This is a genomic window from Vulcanisaeta sp. JCM 14467 (assembly GCF_001316245.1).
GTDB lineage: Archaea > Thermoproteota > Thermoprotei > Thermoproteales > Thermocladiaceae > Vulcanisaeta.
The window spans coordinates 185,752-203,011 of record NZ_BBDM01000001.1 but is presented as its reverse complement, the minus strand read 5'-3'; the positions used below and the strand labels follow the sequence as shown (position 1 = coordinate 203,011).

The 17,260-nt window shown below is 47.4% G+C and carries 30 protein-coding genes; 20 read left to right on the top strand and 10 right to left on the bottom strand.

The genetic code is table 11. From position 1 onward, the window contains the following. Positions 1–87: 87 nt before the first annotated feature. Both JCM14467_RS01215 and JCM14467_RS01210 read right to left on the bottom strand, forming a co-directional pair. On the bottom strand, positions 88–609 hold the full coding sequence (locus JCM14467_RS01215; RefSeq protein ID WP_054848839.1) for a hypothetical protein: 522 nt from the start codon (positions 607–609) through the stop codon (positions 88–90). Between the two features lie 164 nt (positions 610–773). Next, positions 774–1,070, bottom strand: coding sequence for a hypothetical protein (locus JCM14467_RS01210; protein WP_054848838.1), 297 nt, complete (start codon positions 1,068–1,070; stop codon positions 774–776). A 104-nt stretch (positions 1,071–1,174) separates the two neighbouring features. On the opposite strand from JCM14467_RS01210, the gene JCM14467_RS01205 reads away from it, so the two are divergent. Then, the gene (locus JCM14467_RS01205) at positions 1,175–1,630 is read left to right on the top strand and encodes an archaellin/type IV pilin N-terminal domain-containing protein (RefSeq protein WP_054848837.1); all 456 of its coding nucleotides are present in this window, start codon (positions 1,175–1,177) and stop codon (positions 1,628–1,630) included. Between the two features lie 5 nt (positions 1,631–1,635). Here the strand turns inward: JCM14467_RS01205 and JCM14467_RS01200 are convergent, their stop codons facing one another. Continuing rightward, positions 1,636–2,460: a DMT family transporter gene (locus JCM14467_RS01200; protein ID WP_054848836.1), complete on the bottom strand. Its 825-nt coding sequence runs from the start codon at positions 2,458–2,460 to the stop codon at positions 1,636–1,638. Between the two features lie 97 nt (positions 2,461–2,557). Here JCM14467_RS01200 and JCM14467_RS14740 point away from each other — a divergent pair, with 97 nt between their 5' ends. The 7 genes from JCM14467_RS14740 to JCM14467_RS01175 all read left to right on the top strand — a co-directional run bounded on the left by JCM14467_RS14740 (position 2,558) and on the right by JCM14467_RS01175 (position 5,584). Beyond that, positions 2,558–2,863 carry a hypothetical protein gene (locus JCM14467_RS14740; protein WP_252900329.1) on the top strand — a complete coding sequence of 102 codons (306 nt, stop codon included), beginning with the start codon at positions 2,558–2,560 and terminating at the stop codon, positions 2,861–2,863. Further along, a complete protein-coding gene (locus JCM14467_RS14735) occupies positions 2,857–3,132 on the top strand; it encodes a hypothetical protein (RefSeq protein WP_252900328.1) in 276 nt (91 codons plus the stop codon). Before JCM14467_RS14740 ends, JCM14467_RS14735 begins: the two co-directional genes overlap by 7 nt. 5 nt (positions 3,133–3,137) lie before the next feature. Next, positions 3,138–3,287: an MBL fold metallo-hydrolase gene (locus tag JCM14467_RS14730; protein ID WP_252900327.1), complete on the top strand. Its 150-nt coding sequence runs from the start codon at positions 3,138–3,140 to the stop codon at positions 3,285–3,287. Continuing rightward, positions 3,257–3,787 carry an MBL fold metallo-hydrolase gene (locus JCM14467_RS01190; RefSeq protein WP_252900326.1) on the top strand — a complete coding sequence of 177 codons (531 nt, stop codon included), beginning with the start codon at positions 3,257–3,259 and terminating at the stop codon, positions 3,785–3,787. The genes JCM14467_RS14730 and JCM14467_RS01190 overlap by 31 nt, the downstream gene beginning before the upstream one ends. A gap of 182 nt (positions 3,788–3,969) precedes the next feature. Next, positions 3,970–4,344, top strand: coding sequence for a hypothetical protein (locus tag JCM14467_RS01185; protein WP_054848835.1), 375 nt, complete (start codon positions 3,970–3,972; stop codon positions 4,342–4,344). Next, positions 4,260–5,045 carry a hypothetical protein gene (locus tag JCM14467_RS01180; protein WP_252900325.1) on the top strand — a complete coding sequence of 262 codons (786 nt, stop codon included), beginning with the start codon at positions 4,260–4,262 and terminating at the stop codon, positions 5,043–5,045. The genes JCM14467_RS01185 and JCM14467_RS01180 overlap by 85 nt, the downstream gene beginning before the upstream one ends. Positions 5,046–5,170: 125 nt before the next feature. Continuing rightward, a complete protein-coding gene (locus JCM14467_RS01175) occupies positions 5,171–5,584 on the top strand; it encodes a hypothetical protein (protein ID WP_252900324.1) in 414 nt (137 codons plus the stop codon). A 16-nt stretch (positions 5,585–5,600) separates the two neighbouring features. On the opposite strand, the gene JCM14467_RS01170 is transcribed toward JCM14467_RS01175, so the two are convergent. From JCM14467_RS01170 to JCM14467_RS01155, 4 genes are read right to left on the bottom strand one after another with little or no spacing between them, the layout of a single operon-like run. Further along, on the bottom strand, positions 5,601–5,816 hold the full coding sequence (locus JCM14467_RS01170; protein WP_054848832.1) for a hypothetical protein: 216 nt from the start codon (positions 5,814–5,816) through the stop codon (positions 5,601–5,603). Between the two features lie 29 nt (positions 5,817–5,845). Then, a complete protein-coding gene (locus JCM14467_RS01165) occupies positions 5,846–6,049 on the bottom strand; it encodes a hypothetical protein (RefSeq protein ID WP_252900323.1) in 204 nt (67 codons plus the stop codon). An 11-nt stretch (positions 6,050–6,060) separates the two neighbouring features. Further along, a complete protein-coding gene (locus tag JCM14467_RS01160; RefSeq protein WP_054848830.1) occupies positions 6,061–6,375 on the bottom strand; it encodes a DUF973 family protein in 315 nt (104 codons plus the stop codon). Continuing rightward, complete coding sequence (locus JCM14467_RS01155) at positions 6,356–7,324, bottom strand: hypothetical protein (protein WP_054848829.1); 969 nt, start codon at positions 7,322–7,324, stop codon at positions 6,356–6,358. The genes JCM14467_RS01160 and JCM14467_RS01155 overlap by 20 nt, the downstream gene beginning before the upstream one ends. A 116-nt stretch (positions 7,325–7,440) precedes the next feature. Here JCM14467_RS01155 and JCM14467_RS01150 point away from each other — a divergent pair, with 116 nt between their 5' ends. The 5 genes from JCM14467_RS01150 to JCM14467_RS14725 all read left to right on the top strand — a co-directional run bounded on the left by JCM14467_RS01150 (position 7,441) and on the right by JCM14467_RS14725 (position 10,792). Continuing rightward, the gene (locus tag JCM14467_RS01150) at positions 7,441–7,839 is read left to right on the top strand and encodes a nucleotidyltransferase family protein (protein WP_252900322.1); all 399 of its coding nucleotides are present in this window, start codon (positions 7,441–7,443) and stop codon (positions 7,837–7,839) included. A gap of 4 nt (positions 7,840–7,843) precedes the next feature. After that, a complete protein-coding gene (locus tag JCM14467_RS01145) occupies positions 7,844–8,260 on the top strand; it encodes a DUF86 domain-containing protein (protein WP_054848828.1) in 417 nt (138 codons plus the stop codon). Between the two features lie 44 nt (positions 8,261–8,304). Then, positions 8,305–9,042, top strand: coding sequence for a creatininase family protein (locus tag JCM14467_RS01140; protein ID WP_054848827.1), 738 nt, complete (start codon positions 8,305–8,307; stop codon positions 9,040–9,042). A gap of 428 nt (positions 9,043–9,470) precedes the next feature. Further along, on the top strand, positions 9,471–10,568 hold the full coding sequence (locus tag JCM14467_RS01135) for a hypothetical protein (RefSeq protein WP_252900321.1): 1,098 nt from the start codon (positions 9,471–9,473) through the stop codon (positions 10,566–10,568). Positions 10,569–10,585: 17 nt separating this feature from the next. Continuing rightward, the gene (locus JCM14467_RS14725) at positions 10,586–10,792 is read left to right on the top strand and encodes a hypothetical protein (RefSeq protein ID WP_252900320.1); all 207 of its coding nucleotides are present in this window, start codon (positions 10,586–10,588) and stop codon (positions 10,790–10,792) included. Between the two features lie 49 nt (positions 10,793–10,841). Here the strand turns inward: JCM14467_RS14725 and JCM14467_RS01130 are convergent, their stop codons facing one another. Beyond that, the gene (locus JCM14467_RS01130; protein WP_054848826.1) at positions 10,842–11,288 is read right to left on the bottom strand and encodes a PaREP1 family protein; all 447 of its coding nucleotides are present in this window, start codon (positions 11,286–11,288) and stop codon (positions 10,842–10,844) included. Between the two features lie 278 nt (positions 11,289–11,566). Next, complete coding sequence (locus tag JCM14467_RS01125; RefSeq protein ID WP_054848825.1) at positions 11,567–12,763, bottom strand: hypothetical protein; 1,197 nt, start codon at positions 12,761–12,763, stop codon at positions 11,567–11,569. Between the two features lie 97 nt (positions 12,764–12,860). Here JCM14467_RS01125 and JCM14467_RS01120 point away from each other — a divergent pair, with 97 nt between their 5' ends. Next, entirely contained in the window at positions 12,861–13,220 is a 360-nt protein-coding gene (locus JCM14467_RS01120) for a helix-turn-helix domain-containing protein (RefSeq protein WP_054848824.1), read from the top strand. A gap of 276 nt (positions 13,221–13,496) precedes the next feature. Here JCM14467_RS01120 and JCM14467_RS19275 read toward each other — a convergent pair whose 3' ends face one another. Next, complete coding sequence (locus JCM14467_RS19275; protein WP_256359185.1) at positions 13,497–13,619, bottom strand: hypothetical protein; 123 nt, start codon at positions 13,617–13,619, stop codon at positions 13,497–13,499. 133 nt (positions 13,620–13,752) lie between these two features. Between JCM14467_RS19275 and JCM14467_RS14720 the strand changes: the two genes are divergently transcribed. The 6 genes from JCM14467_RS14720 (at position 13,753) to JCM14467_RS01100 (ending at position 17,232) form a co-directional block, all read left to right on the top strand. Next, a complete protein-coding gene (locus JCM14467_RS14720; RefSeq protein WP_252900319.1) occupies positions 13,753–14,130 on the top strand; it encodes a hypothetical protein in 378 nt (125 codons plus the stop codon). An 11-nt stretch (positions 14,131–14,141) separates the two neighbouring features. Next, the gene (locus tag JCM14467_RS14715) at positions 14,142–14,306 is read left to right on the top strand and encodes a hypothetical protein (protein ID WP_252900318.1); all 165 of its coding nucleotides are present in this window, start codon (positions 14,142–14,144) and stop codon (positions 14,304–14,306) included. Continuing rightward, positions 14,306–14,848, top strand: a complete 543-nt coding sequence (locus JCM14467_RS01110) for a hypothetical protein (RefSeq protein WP_252900317.1) — start codon at positions 14,306–14,308, stop codon at positions 14,846–14,848. Before JCM14467_RS14715 ends, JCM14467_RS01110 begins: the two co-directional genes overlap by 1 nt. Before the next feature lie 169 nt (positions 14,849–15,017). After that, positions 15,018–15,182 carry a hypothetical protein gene (locus tag JCM14467_RS14710; RefSeq protein ID WP_252900316.1) on the top strand — a complete coding sequence of 55 codons (165 nt, stop codon included), beginning with the start codon at positions 15,018–15,020 and terminating at the stop codon, positions 15,180–15,182. 245 nt (positions 15,183–15,427) lie between these two features. Further along, entirely contained in the window at positions 15,428–15,868 is a 441-nt protein-coding gene (locus JCM14467_RS01105; protein ID WP_252900315.1) for a hypothetical protein, read from the top strand. Further along, a complete protein-coding gene (locus tag JCM14467_RS01100; RefSeq protein ID WP_054848820.1) occupies positions 15,868–17,232 on the top strand; it encodes a hypothetical protein in 1,365 nt (454 codons plus the stop codon). Before JCM14467_RS01105 ends, JCM14467_RS01100 begins: the two co-directional genes overlap by 1 nt. Positions 17,233–17,260: the final 28 nt, after the last annotated feature.

The following is a 17,260-nucleotide window of genomic DNA, read 5'->3' as shown; positions in this document are numbered from 1 at the left end:
ATAATTACTTGGTGTCATTCCTGGGCAGGACTCCATGGTTATTGCATAAGCCGTGTAACTAGGCGAGGATAGGCTGGCTAGTGATACCTATTCGCCGAGGTTATTATCGTAAAAGACTACGTCATACACAAGAACATAACCTGGACTTATGGATGCCAGTTCAGCCATTCTAACCAGCCCAGTTAGTGAGTGATGGCCCTCAACCGTATACTTAGCACTATCTAGAGTTGAGACCCTCATTCTCGGCATAAGCCGTACACTCATTATTACCGAGCCGTTTCGGTATTGAACATCAGCAATTATTACACCGACCCTCGTACCATTTCTAGAAAGCACGTTAAACACGAATTCATAACCAACACTGATTACGACATAATAATCACCCTCAAAGCGGCCTGACCAATAAATACCGTAAGATACCAACCTAACACTCCCGCCATCAATGTAATTCCTGACCCCAGACGTTACAGTGAAGTAGTAGGTCAATACCCTGTCCAGGCATTGACCCACCGTTAATTTCCAAAACCTTGCATTTAGAGTATCATTGGCTATATCATTCATAACCTTAGAAATGATGAGACTTCTCAGCGATGGTGATGCATTGGGCATATTAATCGTGGCATTAACGATTAATGATACTGCTGGGCAAAAGTTATTACTCGCGGGAAATTGGTAATACTCCCTAGCCTAGTTATAACCCACTATGGCTACGGCAACCTCGGTCACAACAGCATTCACCGTATACCTACCCCCATTGAGGTTAATGGTCTCCGTCACACTAACGGTATATGGCTGAACCCGTAGCGATGGAACATGCATAGTGGGTTCTGCACAGTTACATTGGTTAACTCACCATTAACGATGATTAATGGGCTGAAGAGCTGCTGCTTCGGTATATTAACTACCACACGAATATCTGGTCCAGCCATTGGTATATGAAGCAATGTCAATAAACCCTCCCAGAATGGCACGCCAGGCATGCTCGATGAAACCATCAACACTAGTATAGACATTAGTATTAGGGTTATGCCAATAGCCATGAACACAGCAGCTAAAACCTTACTGCTCATCAAGATTATGGACAATCACCCATATTTATGAATTTAACATGAGGCTCGCATAATTTCGTTAAAAAAATAATGTTTATTAAGGGGAATTGAATTGAATAGCCACAATGAGTGAGGGATTGAGTGACACAGTAGCGACAATAATCCTCACCGCAGTAGCAATAACGCTGGCCGTGGCTATCATCATTTGGGTATTTGGGATTGCAGACTCATCATCAAGGTCGTTTGGCATAAGGGCAGTCATTGAGGGTCCGAGTATGTCCCAGGGTAATACTACGTTCATAATAATTAATTCAGGCACTGAGTACGTGGAGTTAGCATACATAGTCATTAACAACGCCAAGTTCACACCAAGTAGTAAATGCGCCATACCGCCTGGTGGCTATGCCCTACTTACAATAATCAGTAATGGAACACATTACATAGGCGCAACATTAAAAGTTAGCGAATGCATGGCGAATTATAGTGGTGATTCCAGGATATATGGAATAAACACTGCAGAGGCAGTACTAACCAATGGTCAACAGATAATATACGAAACACTTAACCTACAGGGTCAGTAAAATTATCAAGCCCTTAACTGCGACACCAGGACTCCAATAAGAGCTATTGCCGAACCAATGATCTCCGTCATAGTGGGTACCTTACCGAGGATTAGCAGGGCGAATATGTATGCCGATGCAGGTACGAGTATCGAGATCGAACTAGCGGTGATGGGCCCAAGATCCCTAACACCAAGGAACCAAAACAGGAAACCAGCCACTTGCGCCACCAGGGCCACGAGCACACCCCACACAACAGCATTCACGGATAAAGACATGTAAGGATTGATTATAAGTACGGGAGACGCTATCAACGCCGATATAATAGACATTGATGCGTTCAACTTAATAAGGTCCTCATTAACCAGGTTCCTCCTAAAGTAATGAGTACCGACAGCCCAGGTAAAAGCCCCAAGCAATGCGATGGCGTCACCAATGTCAAAGCTATACACACCAACGGCTATTAATAAGCCGGTGAATGCGAGTGCTATGCCAATGACCTGTAGAGCCCTTGGCTTCTCGTGGTATAGGACTATGGAGAGTATTAGTACGAATATGGGCTGGGTGTAAACAAGTACGGAAACCAGGGCTGGGTTCGTGCTGTACTGAATGGCGATATTGAGGAAAACAACGAACAACGCGCCATTCAGTAATGCATTAATTACATACTTGCGATTAATGATTAGGCCCCTACCAACCAGGGCCAGCACTAACCCGCCGATGGCGAACCTGTACATGGTTAGTACGAATGGCGACATGTAGTACATTGCCACCTTGGATATGGAATATGAGGAACCCCACGCAGTGAGTACGCCAATCATTGCCAGGTACCCACGTAATTTATTATTCATTACCATGACCCAATGCATGGGCGTCATTAATCATTATAAGGATTACTCGGCACCCAAGCCGCAAGGCATTTAAGGACTTACCATTCATTCTAAGTTAATGAGCTTGGGTGCACGCCTGCTTAATAGGCTTGCTTGGTTTTACGTAGGCTTTGTACTGGTTAACTTCGCGTCGTTGCTTTGGCTCTTCATAAGTAGTTACCTAACCATATACACGGACTTACCACTGCCCTACTTCATGCTCTACATACCCAACAACATAGCCATAGTCGCCCTAGTCACCCTGGCCCTAATCCTAGGCCTATACACATACATGGGCGTCACGCTAGTGCGTGGGGGCTTTAGTAGGGGTTACGTGCCTGTGTTTTTCACGGCCTCTGTAGTCGTCGGCCTAGCCTATTGCTAATTAGACAGTTCATAGCGGCGATCGTGGTCCTAATAATCGCCCTGGCCCTATTGATCGGCAATTACGCAGTATTGACGAGCATAGCCACGCATAGGGCTTCGATGTACATGTGGCTAACGAGCACGCTATTGATAATAGCGGCCGCAATACTTGCAGTAATTAGGAGTCCCCTGGTGAATTACGTTGGGGCCACCATACAGTCACTGTCAATACTGGCCTGCGCAATCGAGGTGTGGTCAATAATGGGTAGGCAGGGGCAAGCGAGGTGATGGTAATGGTTAGTGTTGAGTCAATAGTCGTGGGCCCACTCGAAACTAACTGCTACTTGGTCTGTAGTGATGCTTCGTGCATAATCATCGATCCAGGCGATGAGACCGGTAAAATCCTGAGGCCTTGGGCAATAGGAATGCCCTGGCCATCGTAGCCACGCATCTGCACTTCGACCACGTCGGGGCAGCTAGGGAACTCGTTAATCGCCTAAACACACCATTCATGGTTCATAGGCTTGATTGGGAATTGAGAGATATATTTAACGAATTAGCCACCGAGTGGGGATTCCCAAAGCCCGAGTTGCCGGAACCCACGTTTATTGATGATGGTTCTGAACTACCGCTCGGTCTCAAGGTCATCCACACGCCTGGGCACACCCCTGGCTCAATATCAATAGTTGGCGATGATTTCATACTCACAGGGGACACACTATTTGAGGGTAGCGTCGGTAGGACTGACCTGCCAGGAGGTAACATGGATAGGCTTAGGGATTCCGTATGTAAGCTGTACAGGGAGTTGCCCGATTACTTCATTGTTTACCCAGGCCATGGGCCACCGACGACAATTGGTGAGGAGAAGCTGAATAACCTGATAATACCGATGGAAGCGTGCCTGGGCGAGACAGGGAACAACTTTTATGAACAGCCGGAGTAAAAAAATCTCGCAATTAGAGTGGTTGTTATGCCCAACCGAGTGAAGGTACTACGCATAATCACCCTGCAATACTCGCCGCAGCTGCGCTGTCCATAGCCTTCATAACCCTAGCCCAAGCCCAGGTTCAGCCAAAGCCCTTCATGACCCTCAAAGGCGAGACAACACGCATAGATTATTACAACATGAGTAGTATCACGGCGCCAACCCTCGTAATACGCGCATACCTAAACAACACGCCTGCGCCAATCACCGTGAGCCTATTCGCATTCACACCAACGAAGATATACACCATAGGCTACTACTACGGTGTTGGCGCGGTGACCATAAACCTAACAAACCCACTAATGACGAATGTGGCCAGCGCGTGGAAGGTGGCTGGGCTGTGGCCGTCACTGCTTGCATTCATAACATACACATCCAACGAGACGCACACCATAAGGTTCATGATCTTGGCAATACCCTACAATCCAAGTTGGATCATCAGCAGGGAGCACATTGCAATAATGGCGTCGGTGAACCTAACCATGCGAAGCCACTACCAATACCGAGAAACCTAACGAAGCTAACAACCACACTAACGACTAATGCCAAGGCGAACGCGTCAGACCCATACGGATACACCTACGTAGGTTCATGCATGGGGAATAGTACTCCGTGGTCGCCGTTTAGCTTGCCATACTTCCCAGGGCTAGGTGCAACTGGTTGGCAGTTGGAGAGTTGCTATGAGTTTGAAGGGCCGATACCGCTATTCTTCGTAAGTTGGGGCTCAGGGATATGGGATAATGGTGTCACAAAAATGGGTGTCATAATGAGTAACGGGCAAGTTCAGGCAGGTAGTGGGTTTTACGCCTCATACGCTATTTACAACACCTCAGGTTACTACATTATGTCAACCACATCTAATGGGCCAACAATTACCTTCTCACAATCAGCTAATATGTATCTATATTCGACTTCATGCGGCTATATCATAGGTGGAGTATCAATTCATTACGGTAATTCCTTGAGCGAATCCTGTGGTTCAACTAGTGTAAAATATTACGTGCCCGGTTCTGGGACTATATACATAGGACCGAGTGGTTATGTAGCTGCGGTCACTTATTATTATTGTTCATTCCAAGGTGACACTTGCACACCAACTTATATAGCCAACGGGACGATGGTTCTTGGCGTTACATCACTTATCTCAGGTAATCTTTACGTCTATCCGTATCTTGATATTGGCAATGGTTCCGTGACGAATAACCTAGCGTATTAATAAACCAGGGATTAGCTGGTGAGGCATTCTCGGTACTTGATGGTCAGTACATTTCATATAATCCATCTGCTGAGTCCTCACCAACGTACGTCCAGGCCTGCAGCAATGCGCCTACGCCTAGCAGTATGTCGAGTAGTGTTGTGGAGTATAATCTACAGAAGGTGTTGGTGACGTATAACCCTGGCATTCCTGCCTGGGGCGCTGGCATTGGTGGTGTTCTTGCTGAGATCATTGTTGAATACATTTTTGATGAATTACCGCCTGTTGTTGGGCCGCTCATCGGCTTTGCCGTGTCATACATACTTAATTATTTAACGTCATCCACAGCCACCATATACCAAAACTATGTTGTAAATATCTTCACTAATCCTGACACGTCGTGGCAGTTCTACACCACATTCGTGGGCTCGCCAGCTATTACCGCGTCTAGTGGTAATGAGTATTATTGGCCTACGGGCATTGTGATTAACGGTAGCGGTTACTACCTGGATTACCTGCCTACCTATACCCATCGCCCGGTTCCACCGTGTGTCAGCTGAGCGTCGTTGATTAGGTTTATTGCTTGGTTAAAACAATCTTGAGTATTTCCTTAACCTTATTTATCGTCTCATCAATGTTTGTTACCGATCCCTGGCTTAGGCTTAGCCATAGTTCCTTCACAGTAGGTAGTTTATCTGATAGGCGCATTACCGCGCTCGTAATCAGCTGATTAGTCCAATAGCCAGTCCTCGCAGCGTCTTGAGTCTCGGGTAACCCCTCCCTGATCGCCAATGCCTTTACTGCGTAGTTGAATGCCCTCCTTAAGTTATCGATTGGTAGGTACTCACCCTAGCCATGTCCAGCTCACGCTCTGCACTAAGCATTAATGCATCTATATCGTTGAAGTTAGCGATCCTGTCTAGCGCGAGTGTTGTTAGGTAGTATAGGTAGGCAATGGCTGGTGCGTATGTGATTATGCCTAGGCTCACGCCTGTTATACCCACGAGGTTTAGGATAATACTCACCATCAGCAGGGCTATTGCTGCGCTAGGTACTTGGTTGTTGGGCTGTACGTGGTTAGTAGCCTGTACGTGGCTATGATCGTCATTATGAAGCCGACAAACAGTATTATGATGCCTATTAGTGCTAGGATCGCGGCCGTCAATAACCCCTCAGCTGCCGAGATTATGCCTGGCGTTATTGATGGAGTTACGTGCTCAATGGCATACACGGCGAATGGCTCGGCTAGTATGAATATTGCTGGGTAGGCGATCATTAGGAGTATTATGCCGAATATGTTCACCAATGAACCGTAGTAACCAATTCGGACATTACCACCACCAGCTTGCATTGTCAAGCGGTCTCACCGTGCCCGGCCACGTGGCAAACCTACTATACGTCACGCCCCAGGGCCGATTAACCATGGGGAACCTGGCGGGTATTGCTACGTACATGACGATGGCGTCGGTAATCATTGATGCGGTGTACGCGCTGTTCATCGTGGCCATGGTCTTCCTCAAGGATGGGTTCCTTAAACTAGGGTTCATCAATGAACTTCCCGTGAGTATTGATGACATTAGGAATGTAATTGTCATGATTATGTTTATGATGCTCGTAACCAGGAATATTAACATGCCACGACCGAAGCGATAAATGCCGAGTGGCACTGATGAGTTGCTGGTGGGCCTTCTCATGGGTTTAATGAGGAGTAGGTAAATAATGGTTGACAGGGCCCCTATTAGTAATACTAGTATTACAATGAATGCGCTGAAATATAGCCAGTCAGGTCTTGCATTGATTATAGTAGGTACTGGGCGTAGAACTACGTATGTGCGTAGGAATTTGCAGCTGTTGTTAATCATCGTAATGTTAAACCAGGGACCTAACTGGGCGTAGGCGATGTAGTTAGTGATGTTAATTGGGTATACCGCGTAGCTCCAGGTGGCTGTTAACTTGGCTGTGTAGAAGAAGGGTGGATTTGGCGATACGTAATTAATAGTTTCATTAAGGAATGATATGCTGACCTGGGGCGCTCTTTCGCTGAGTGTTATTGGTATGGTCTTATTAAATAAGCCAGCGGTAATCGGGGGCCAACGCGCGAAACGGCTTGGGCTAATCCTCGTGTAAAACACGACACTGTACGGGAAGCCTGTTGAGGTTAAATTAATATTAGTGAATATGTAGCAGCCGCCGAGTGCGATTACTGCCTTGGGGACTATCATTAATGCTAGTACCGTAATTAACAGTAGAATTGAACGTACTGCCATATGCGTAGCCGTGGTTGTCATATGACCCCTCATAGATTAAAACAAGTAATTACGCACTAGGAATTAAGTTTTGCAAGTACGTACTTAAGGCGTTAGATGTATGCGAATACTTTAATTTAATCAGTCATGCAATCCTTAGATTGGGGTTAATGCTTGATAAATCAGTGATTGACAGGTTGAGGAGGTTTCCATGGGGTAACTACGGCATTTACTACGCGGTGCTCTTCGGCTCCGTAGCTAGGAGGGGCGTTGGCGAGGATGTCGATATAGCCGTGGAGTTTGTAAACGGCTTCGACCTAGACAGGTACTCGAAACTCCTCTTCGACCTAGTGGATTACCTGGGCACGGATAGGGTGGACCTAGTGCCTATTAGTGAGGGTACTGATTGTTATCTGGTTCATGAGGTGTTTGGCGATGGCGTTTTACTCTACATGGCGGGTGATGATACGTGGTGGAGGATGCATAGGATCGCCTCCATATGCGAGGACTTCCTAATCGATGCTAAAAAAAATTGGACCTGGTGCTTAATGCGGGCAGGGCCCTGGTGAAACGATGGCAGTCCTAGATAAATTACTGGGCATTATTGAGGATATGACCAGGAAGCTCGACGAGCTCGTGGACCACGGTTACGACCTGAGTAATTGGCGGGACCAACTGGCGTCAATACACGCCCTCCAGGTCCAGGCCCAGGCCTTCATCGACCTATGCCAACGCCTACTATCGAACATGGGCATTGTGGTTGAGGGCTACTCCGGCATTGCCAGGAGGTTGAGGGAGGCGGGGTTGATCACTGGGGATGAGGAGTCCTTTGTTAGGGCGTTGATTGGTTTTAGGAATATTGTTGTTCATGGCTATGCGGTGCTTGATATTAACGTGGTTGATGAAGTGCTTAGGTCGAGGAGGTATAGGAGGGTTCTCGAGCTAGCCCTCGCCCTTAGGGACAGGGCTGGGCGGTATTGGGACCCGTGATTAATTGGGTAGTGCATTAAAGGGCGTGGCTTTACCCTTAATTAATGCGTTGGTGGGAGCTTACCTGGCCTGAGTTCGAGAAGATCGATAAAACAGTAGCCCTACTACCAACGGGCATTGTTGAGGCTCACGGGCCACACTTGCCACTCGGCACTGATGCGTTGATGGCTACGTACATAGCTGAGGAGGCTGCTAAGCGGACAAACGCGCTCCTACTCCCAACTGTTTGGTATGGGAATACCTACGTACTCGATAAGTTTCCAGGGACAATATCTATAAGTAACGAGACCCTCTACATGCTTTACAGGGACATATTCAGGGAGGTGGCGAGGAATGGCGTTAAGTACCTGGTCGTAATAAATGGCCACGGAGGAAATGCCGACGCACTGAACATGGCCGCGAAGGACGTGGCTAAGGAGACAAACCTAACAATAATAATCATAAACTGGTGGATAGACCTGGCAAAGGAGGCTAGGAAAAAGGTCCTGGAAACGCCTGAGGGTCATGCGGCTGAGGATGAGACGAGTGAGGTGTGGGCTGCCTATCCTGACCTTGTTAAGTACGTGCCTAGGGACGGCTCGGCCGATGAGTGGGTTGAGGCTAGGTTTAGGGTTTATGGTAAGGATGTTTACTCCATGGAGTATACGAAGGCAGTGCAGGGTTACCCATCGAGGGCTAGTCAGGAGAAGGGTAGGGCTATTCTTGAGGCTGCGATAAGTGAGGTGGTTCAGTTGATAAATGATTTGAGGAGTGGAAAGTTGCCTGTGACGAAGGTTAAGTAATGACATAAATAAAAAATTTGCTTTGTGTCTTTCAATTTGTTTTTATCATAATGAATCAATGGGTACGTTCATTTAAATAATTGCCCCGACCTTGAAGGAGGGATGAGGTATCAATATAGCTGTTTTTCAATGGAAGTTATAAAGTTTGGGACCTCCTAATAGTAGAGAGATCGGGTGAGGTTGCTGGATGTATCTAATTGATGAGCAGTATGAAGTTCAAAGGACTGTGGATAGGAAGGGTACTTCCTCGTATTACACGAGTCGTGATGGCCTAGCGTGATTAGGGACTTCCTTCAAGATGTTGATGAGGATCATCGGAGGGGCATCATTATGGACCCATTCGCCGGCTCTGGCGTTATGCTCTCGGCCATTAATGACTTGGTTAGGCCCAGGAGGGTTGTGGCGATAGAGATTAATGAGGGACCTGCATGTTGGCTCGTAGGGTTTTATCCTCACTGTATAGTGATGCTGAGGTCATCTGTGGCGATGCCTTCAGGGTTGCGTGGAGGTATAGGGCTGACATTGTTATTACGAACCCGCCCTTCGTCAGGTGGCACCTTGTGCGTAATAGGGATGAGTTGCTGAGGATCATGGACTCAATGGGTTATGGGGACCTCATTATTAGGAGGGACCCGGGCCTTCATGTACTATCCTTCTTCCTAATAGATCATATTCTCAATGACGGTGGGTATGCAATACTTGTGATGCCTGCATCAACCTTTTACACGAGGCAGGGTGAGGGTGTTAAGAGACTGCTGAAGTTGAGGTATGAGGTTATTGGTCTCGTGGAGAATAGGGTCAATCCATCGTTCAGTGATGGTAGTGGTTTTAAGGAATTGATAATCTTCATCAGGAAGATAGGTGAGTTATCGAGCTCCACTGATGATCTAAGTAGGGTATCGTGGATTTACCACTATGACGGTAATCTGAGGAAAGTTGGGGCTGTGGATTTAAGAGGGTTACTAGCCTTTGCTGATCGGAATTGGTTATCACTATTTGATTATGATAGGGCTATGAGACTCATCTTAGTCATGGAGAATGCCATGAGTAGGGGATTGATGCGTTACTTAAGTAGGCATGAGGTAGTGAGGGGTGTTGAGATGTACGGCCCAGACTTCTTCTTTATACCGAATAAGTACTGGAGGATTGCCGAGGAGGAGCGGGACTACGTGGTTATCACGAACAATGACGAGCAGTTGGAATTGCCAAGGAGGTACCTGGTTCCATGTCTCAGGAGGCCCGAGTATTACGAGGGTGAGGTCCTAATTCGGAACCCTGGGTTTTACGTGCTCGCCATAGGTGACGAGCCGAGCGGTGATGTGCTTAGGTACGTTAGGTGGGGTGAGGGGGTGAGGGTGCCGGCCCTGAGGTTCGGCAGTAAGTGGTATAGGCATGTGTGGGCTCAGTTGAGGTCTAAGGCGCCCTTTGGGCATGTGTTCATACATGATAAGGTGGACCTCACTAGGCACAGGGTCATCGCCAACTATAGCGATAAGCACTGTGCGCCTCAAAGAACTTCTACATAATTAGGACCAATAACCCAATGATCGCTGCCTGGTATAACTCGGCAATATTCAGGGAGGTCCTGGCAGTATTTGGAAGGAAGATATCGGAGAGCTGGACAAGGCTTCTCGAGGAGGACTACCTGGGATTACCAGTACCATCGAGGTCCATGGGCATTGATTCGTGGGATATCGATAGCATGAACAAGGTGATAAATGAATACCTGGGCCTTGCAAGCCGAAACTAGGCAGGGCCGCTGCCCTGGACTGATCGTATTATTACGTTGTGCTACTATTCTATGCGTCATGTTTCCTCAACTCATTCACCATGGCCTTCACAGCCTTGACTAATCTCCTCACATCGATTGATGCATCCTCATCACTCCTATACACAGACAGCGCACCCTCCGGATCTGCTCCATTGTACTGATATCTATGTAGCTCGAGGGCCAGCAACGTATTTGCGTAAGTATCTGGGTACCTAGTCTCCAAGGCCCTGGCTATGTCCCTCATCCTCGTCGTTGGTACGAGTGCTATTACGTAATCAACCTCCTTGATTACGCCGCCCTCAACCTCAACATCCCTATTGAACAATTTGGCGAGCTCATCCCTGGCATTAACGGCCAAGGCACCAAGCAGCGCCTTCCATGCCTGGAAAGCCTTACCAGCGGCGTTACGGACAAGCCCAATCTCGAGGAACTTCTCGGCAAGCCCAGCCTCCATGATGGCCTCCTCAATCCTCACCTCCCTATACCTGCCAGGGTCAAACCAGGCTTAGCCACAGGACCTATCACCCACCAAGCCTTAAATATTTACTCAAAAACACCCTATGCGGTGATTTGGATCTCGAGTGCTGATGAATAATGATGAGGGCTCGCAATGATGATCAACCAATAATCACTTCGGTCAGGGATGGGGCTAGTGCGTGACAACCCATAGTCATTACTTAACATGATGCATTGTGATCATCATTCGGATTACGAAGGGTATTCCTCTTCAGGAATTTAAGGGCTTGATCAAAATCATTCTTTGCCGTCTCCCATTAATTGGTTGCTCGACCTATAGATGATCTTCGTTATGATAATGCTCATTATCATACCCACGATAACCGCCAAAACCACCATGGCAGCCAGCAGTAGGTAATTACTAGTAAAACTGCGAGTTGAATTGGGAGGTACTGGGGCAGCAAGTGCATTTACTGGTGTGGTGTTTGTCCCCATGACGGTGGTTGGAGGCGCAATAGGAATATTGGGGTAATAGTAATAACCGTTGTAGTTACTGGTATTAGTAATGGCACCGTTAATGTAATAGATCGGCGTAATTGATGGGTGAATTGGGATTGGGGTTACGCTAACCGTGATCTCAATGGTGCCATTACTGGGCACAGCGATGGTGCTGCCATGCACGATGATTATTGGTGGACTTACCTCATAAACAATCTCCTCAGTCACAGTAACATTCAATGAATAACCATATTCATTAATTGTTTTATTGAACACGCTAATTACGGTACTATTACTTAGGGACACGGATTTTGTGTAGATCATTATGTACGGTATTGTTGGCAGTCTCAGGTAAGCCACACCATCACTGACCGGGACACACCTAAGCATGTGGACGTACATAAGTGCTGGCAGCGGCAATATGGGATTGACACATATATAACCACCACTGACCAGCTCCCCGTTTGGCGCCTTAATAATGACCCTTACAGTCGATACTGGGTACTCATCCAGGGGTTTGAGCCTTACATTAGTCCTTACCCAGGAGTATAGGTATTGTGGGCCCCTACTCAGTATTACCGACAACTCCTCACCACTAATCTCCGCATAACCAACCTCGGGCGTCCACCTTGCTTGGGTATGCCCATTAACCACCTCATAACCTGACTGAAGCCAGTACAGGGCTATAACGTAGTAATTAATGGACTCGATTGCATGTAGTACCTTACCGGTTACTGGTAGGCCCGAGCTGTTGTATATAATCTCGTTGGTGCTTACAATGGCCGTGCCATTAATACCCTCTATAAGTACCTCTAGCGTACCATTCGCGGGCACTGTATAGATGGTGTTGGGGTTGATATCAATGAAGTAGTGACTGGTTAATGGATTGCTCTTCATTGGATTAGCCGCGTAGATTACATGGGCAATTACCGCCGTTAAGGCCATCACCACTAACGTTATTACCAAAGTCCTAGTCCAGGCCTTGGATTCGTCCATCAGGTTAATCAGGCGTTGGACCTATATTTTTCTAGTCCCTAGAACGCCTTGTTTCAGGACCTAGAACTTTAAGTACTTGAGCATGGCATTACCGTGAATGCGCGGTGGTGATAGGGCTGACTTGAGTGAGACGGCGCTCAGGATTTACCTACTGCTCGTTAGGGAGGGTAGGCCCATGAGTATTAGGGAGATCCAGAGAACCCTTGGCCTATCGAGCCCTGGGCAGGTCTACCACCACCTAGAGCGGTTGAGGGACCTGGGTCTCGTGATTAAGGACTCAGGTGGCTATAGGGCAGTTAAGAGGAATGGGATTGTCGAGGGTGCGATAATCCTCTGGTCCAGCGTACTCCCTAGGTCAGCCTTCTACCTAGGCTTCTCGGCAACGCTCACAATCGCCTATGCAATCACCGTCATCCTAGGCCTAGTGAGGCTCGACCCCATGGCCATTGTGCTTTAACCTCACTAATGGTTTTCTCCACCATTGAGTTTAGGAGCCAGTACGTGAGGTTGAGGAGACTACTCAGGATTAGTGGTGATGAGGAGCCCAGCAGTTAATCCACCATATTAGTTAATTAGAGTTGATAGAGTGAAGAGTCAATGATGAGCCCAACGCGTTGTTCAGGAACGCCCTAGGCCGTGATATTTGCGGCTTAAGCGATTAAAGCCCGCCTACTATTCACGTACTAAGCCTGGCATATCTTAATTTAGCCTTACGTTCTAGTCCTTAGAACGTTCACCTACTAATGCCTAGAAATAAGTACCTCCTCACGTGAAGGTGGTTGATGACCGGGCGTAAACCATCCGCGCTAATGGCAATAATAATCCTAGCAGCGGTGGGTGTATCAATACTACTCATTATCAGTCACATACTTAACCACCACCCCTTAGGTAAACCAGTTCCTATTCCAACTATTGCGCCTAGGGTTACGTATTATGGCTTTTTGCAATGTTATGGCCACCTCATAGTCATTCCCAGTAACTCCATTATTATGCTTAATTACCGCGTACGTAGCAACGCTACCATAGACTTCGTCGGCATTTACATGGCTTTTCCAGCAAGCATTATTAATGAGGCCTTGACTGTATTCTCGAGGTTGTCGAATCCAAGTGATGCGTTGATAATGAGTGTTTATGTGAATGGTAAGTTGATAGCGAGTACTAATGATCCAGGGCCGATCCAGGGCCTGGAATTCGCAGTCAATAACTCCAACGGCTACATAGCCGTGGCTTATACCGACGATGATGTCTCCTTCCCACCAATTAACTTAACCAATGGTGATGTAATAACCGTACTCATTTACTCAGCAGTACCCTACGCCCTACCCACATGCCAGTATCCAATGGGGGTGGGGGAGGGGCGGCAATAATTGAGGAGCCCGTGATCTACATAACAAATGTGACAAGATCAATGAGCCAATTACCGCAGGTATTAACGGCAGGACTAATCACGAACGCGAAACCATTCACCACTAACTACGCACCGTCATATGTAATGGGATACGAACAATTACCGCAGTACGTAAGAACCACAAGCAATGGGTGATGGGTATGGCGGGCAGTCTCAGGATTACATTGATAATTGTGTTATCACTCCTCACAGTACTAACCGCGTTAACGATATTGCCGAGACATGTCACTGCGCAGAGTAATTCATGCACCGAGGCAATTAGCGGTTGTAATTACGAGTTCACGACGAATGGCGTGACGCCAAGCTTTGTCAGCGTCCTTGCCGTCATAACGAATACAATGACCGTACAATCCTACGGCGCAGGTAATCAACCAATGGTATCACTACAATATACCCCAGACGTGGATATGGTGTGCAGTACTTTAGGAAGCACTGGAAATGCTGTTCAGGGAATTATTTATTACAATGTGACGAGTGGTTACCCAGGAGGACCAGGTAGTACTGGAAACTTAACCTTCCTTGTGCAGGTTTGGTACCCGTGCATAAGTCCTCCTGAACTTCTATGGCAAAATCCTCGGATTGTATACGCTGATGTTCCGGGCCTCTTGTTTCTGCTCCTCAGTGGAATATTAATGCCCAGTGGTACATTGAGTATGACATTGGTAGTAATGGGTTGATTAGTGAGGTTTGTGAGGAGGTGAAGATACCGATTGCCTACGAAACCTACGATATATTTTACAGGTGTATAAGCATTCCGTCTCAATACACTAATCATTGGTATAGGTCCAACGTGGTCTGGGCGGGAATGAGTCTTTTATACTCGAATGGGACTTTCGTACGAGGCTTGTGAACTTCAACCCAGGTGGTTCTGGTTACTTCCAATTCTGCTCCAACGTGGACCTATACCAGGGCCCGTTGGCCAATAACACGGTTGAAGGCTCCAACGTGGTGTATACCCAGATGTATGACCAGGGAACAACATGCGGCATGTACCAAGACTTCCAAACATAATGCGGTAGTAGGCTCATGGCTCAAAATCAAAACCTCCTTATTTCTCTTTCATTTCTTCTTTCCTCTCCTCACTTCCTTACTTCATGTTGCTCATTGCCGGTGGCGTAAAAGTCCTTGCTCTTTAATGATGGCAGGCTCATGGTGGGACGTTTGGTCAAGTGGGCTTACTGTCCTGGCTGTCTGCCCTATTTGCCGGTTGGTGTGTGGGTTTACGTATTAGTGGTGATGCGCCTAGTGGTTAGTACGTGGTTTTCCAGTGGGTAGAAATAACTTGGGCCTGTGTGCTTTGGTCGTTGATGGGTGGGTATAGGTTGTTTACCATACTATCAATGGTCGTGTTCGTGATAGCGGCATCAATACTGATAGCCCTGCTACTGAGCTCGGCGGGTGGCGCAAGTAATGCGCGGCATGTGCCTAGTGTGGTGCTTGTGCAGTTTGGTAATGGCTCCATAGGCGTTGTCATCGGCAATACCACCCCGGGCACGGGGTTGGGCAGGTTGATTGCCAACAATACCGTTGACGTGTTGGCAATAGCCACATTGCCAAGGCAATTCACAATCACTGGCGTATACGCAGACCTACTCCGCAGTGTCCTGGGTATCCCCAGGAACTCCGCTGTGGAGGTCTCTGTGCCAGTTAATGGGTGGGTTAGGCTTGCCTGGCACATTGATTACCTAACCTGGTAATGCCCAACGGGACTGAGGTTGTCATTGAGGTTAAGACGCAGGTAATTCAGTTTTTAGTTAACGGCACGTGGGTTACGGTACCGCCAGCCTTCATAAGGCCCAGCTATGATGTAACGATCATTAAGGGTAACGAGACGTTAAGCGCAATCATGGTGGTGGCGAGACAATTACTAAGGGATATACTGAGGAGCCCACCGCGACCACCATCAATTATAATGGAGGTTACGATAATACCGCCACTCATTCTCGTTCCTGGCTACGTCCCACCAAGTTACTTATGGCAAAATTACACGCACGCCTCATCACCTCATCAACTACCGCAAACCAGGAACTACGTTAATCTAAATAGTAGTGACCCAACGGCGTTGACGTGGGCCCTGTCGGGCTTTGTCAATGTTAATTCGAGTAGTGAGGTCTGTGGCTATGTGTACCCGCTTAATGGTAGTGATTTGGTGATGCCCGTAAGCGATTATGCCGGTGTGCCATTAACAATATTCCAAGAACTCAACTTCTACTACACGGTTAATGGGTCTACGATTCATTATATCGGCTTCTTAATGGCTCAGTCAATCGCCCAATTATGGCCGCCAACACTTATGGAGAATACATGGGTCTTCAATGATACTCCGCCCTATCAACACCTCATTAGCGTATACAATTATAGTCTCACGAGTCCCGTTGATTGGCTTGCCACTGGGGTTACCCTCTGCATTTCGCAGTTAAGCCTCGGCAACGGTAATTACGAATTAACATTAACGGCGGTGGTTAATGGGCAGAACTACACGATTGCCACGATAAATGAGGACAGAATTAGTAATTACGATTACGAAATCACCGTTAACATCAATGGCAAGGCCTACAACAGCACTCAGCAGCTCGCTGATCCAGTGCTTGATTCCGTGTCTTACCCATACATTTTGACCTACCCATACAATGTGACGCTGACCTTTTACCCATCAATTGCCTTTGAGACCAATGACACCTCCACCTCATTCTTTGGTGGCAACACGAACTTCGCCCTCGAACTCCAAGTGGGTAATAGCCCGTCAAGCGTTGGTGAGTGGCCGCTCTATTACTCAATTAGTAATGACACGTGGGTATGCCAGGGCATATGGGGTTCTAGCGGTGTAGGCACTACATGGTCTCCGAGCAACACTGTTTGGGGTGCAAGTGGTAGCACGACTGAGATTACTTACGAACGCTTAATTTCCTACGATGCCGCCGTTGGTTCAATAGGCCAATTGAGGGTTCACGGTTACACAAATACCGTGGGTATAGCCTGCAATTACGTGGACACGGACCTAAGTGCGTTAAATACGAAAACCATGGCTGATGAGTCACTGCATGGTTTAGAAGTCACTTAAAAATCAATCCCAACCCCTTACGTAATAC

Excerpts from the sequence above, each read along its gene's own strand:
- JCM14467_RS01215 (WP_054848839.1), bottom strand. The coding sequence starts at position 609 with ATGCCCAATGCATCACCATCGCTGAGAAGTCTCATCATTTCTAAGGTT.
- JCM14467_RS01210 (WP_054848838.1), bottom strand. The coding sequence starts at position 1,070 with ATGAGCAGTAAGGTTTTAGCTGCTGTGTTCATGGCTATTGGCATAACC.
- JCM14467_RS01205 (WP_054848837.1), top strand. The coding sequence starts at position 1,175 with ATGAGTGAGGGATTGAGTGACACAGTAGCGACAATAATCCTCACCGCA.
- JCM14467_RS01200 (WP_054848836.1), bottom strand. The coding sequence starts at position 2,460 with ATGAATAATAAATTACGTGGGTACCTGGCAATGATTGGCGTACTCACT.
- JCM14467_RS14740 (WP_252900329.1), top strand. The coding sequence starts at position 2,558 with ATGAGCTTGGGTGCACGCCTGCTTAATAGGCTTGCTTGGTTTTACGTA.
- JCM14467_RS14730 (WP_252900327.1), top strand. The coding sequence starts at position 3,138 with ATGGTTAGTGTTGAGTCAATAGTCGTGGGCCCACTCGAAACTAACTGC.
- JCM14467_RS01185 (WP_054848835.1), top strand. The coding sequence starts at position 3,970 with ATGAGTAGTATCACGGCGCCAACCCTCGTAATACGCGCATACCTAAAC.
- JCM14467_RS01175 (WP_252900324.1), top strand. The coding sequence starts at position 5,171 with ATGTCGAGTAGTGTTGTGGAGTATAATCTACAGAAGGTGTTGGTGACG.
- JCM14467_RS01160 (WP_054848830.1), bottom strand. The coding sequence starts at position 6,375 with ATGCAAGCTGGTGGTGGTAATGTCCGAATTGGTTACTACGGTTCATTG.
- JCM14467_RS01155 (WP_054848829.1), bottom strand. The coding sequence starts at position 7,324 with ATGAGGGGTCATATGACAACCACGGCTACGCATATGGCAGTACGTTCA.
- JCM14467_RS01150 (WP_252900322.1), top strand. The coding sequence starts at position 7,441 with ATGCTTGATAAATCAGTGATTGACAGGTTGAGGAGGTTTCCATGGGGT.
- JCM14467_RS01145 (WP_054848828.1), top strand. The coding sequence starts at position 7,844 with ATGGCAGTCCTAGATAAATTACTGGGCATTATTGAGGATATGACCAGG.
- JCM14467_RS01140 (WP_054848827.1), top strand. The coding sequence starts at position 8,305 with ATGCGTTGGTGGGAGCTTACCTGGCCTGAGTTCGAGAAGATCGATAAA.
- JCM14467_RS01135 (WP_252900321.1), top strand. The coding sequence starts at position 9,471 with ATGTTGGCTCGTAGGGTTTTATCCTCACTGTATAGTGATGCTGAGGTC.
- JCM14467_RS14725 (WP_252900320.1), top strand. The coding sequence starts at position 10,586 with ATGATCGCTGCCTGGTATAACTCGGCAATATTCAGGGAGGTCCTGGCA.
- JCM14467_RS01125 (WP_054848825.1), bottom strand. The coding sequence starts at position 12,763 with ATGGACGAATCCAAGGCCTGGACTAGGACTTTGGTAATAACGTTAGTG.
- JCM14467_RS01120 (WP_054848824.1), top strand. The coding sequence starts at position 12,861 with ATGCGCGGTGGTGATAGGGCTGACTTGAGTGAGACGGCGCTCAGGATT.
- JCM14467_RS19275 (WP_256359185.1), bottom strand. The coding sequence starts at position 13,619 with ATGAGTAGTATTGATACACCCACCGCTGCTAGGATTATTATTGCCATT.
- JCM14467_RS14720 (WP_252900319.1), top strand. The coding sequence starts at position 13,753 with ATGCTTAATTACCGCGTACGTAGCAACGCTACCATAGACTTCGTCGGC.
- JCM14467_RS01110 (WP_252900317.1), top strand. The coding sequence starts at position 14,306 with ATGGGTATGGCGGGCAGTCTCAGGATTACATTGATAATTGTGTTATCA.
- JCM14467_RS01100 (WP_054848820.1), top strand. The coding sequence starts at position 15,868 with ATGCCCAACGGGACTGAGGTTGTCATTGAGGTTAAGACGCAGGTAATT.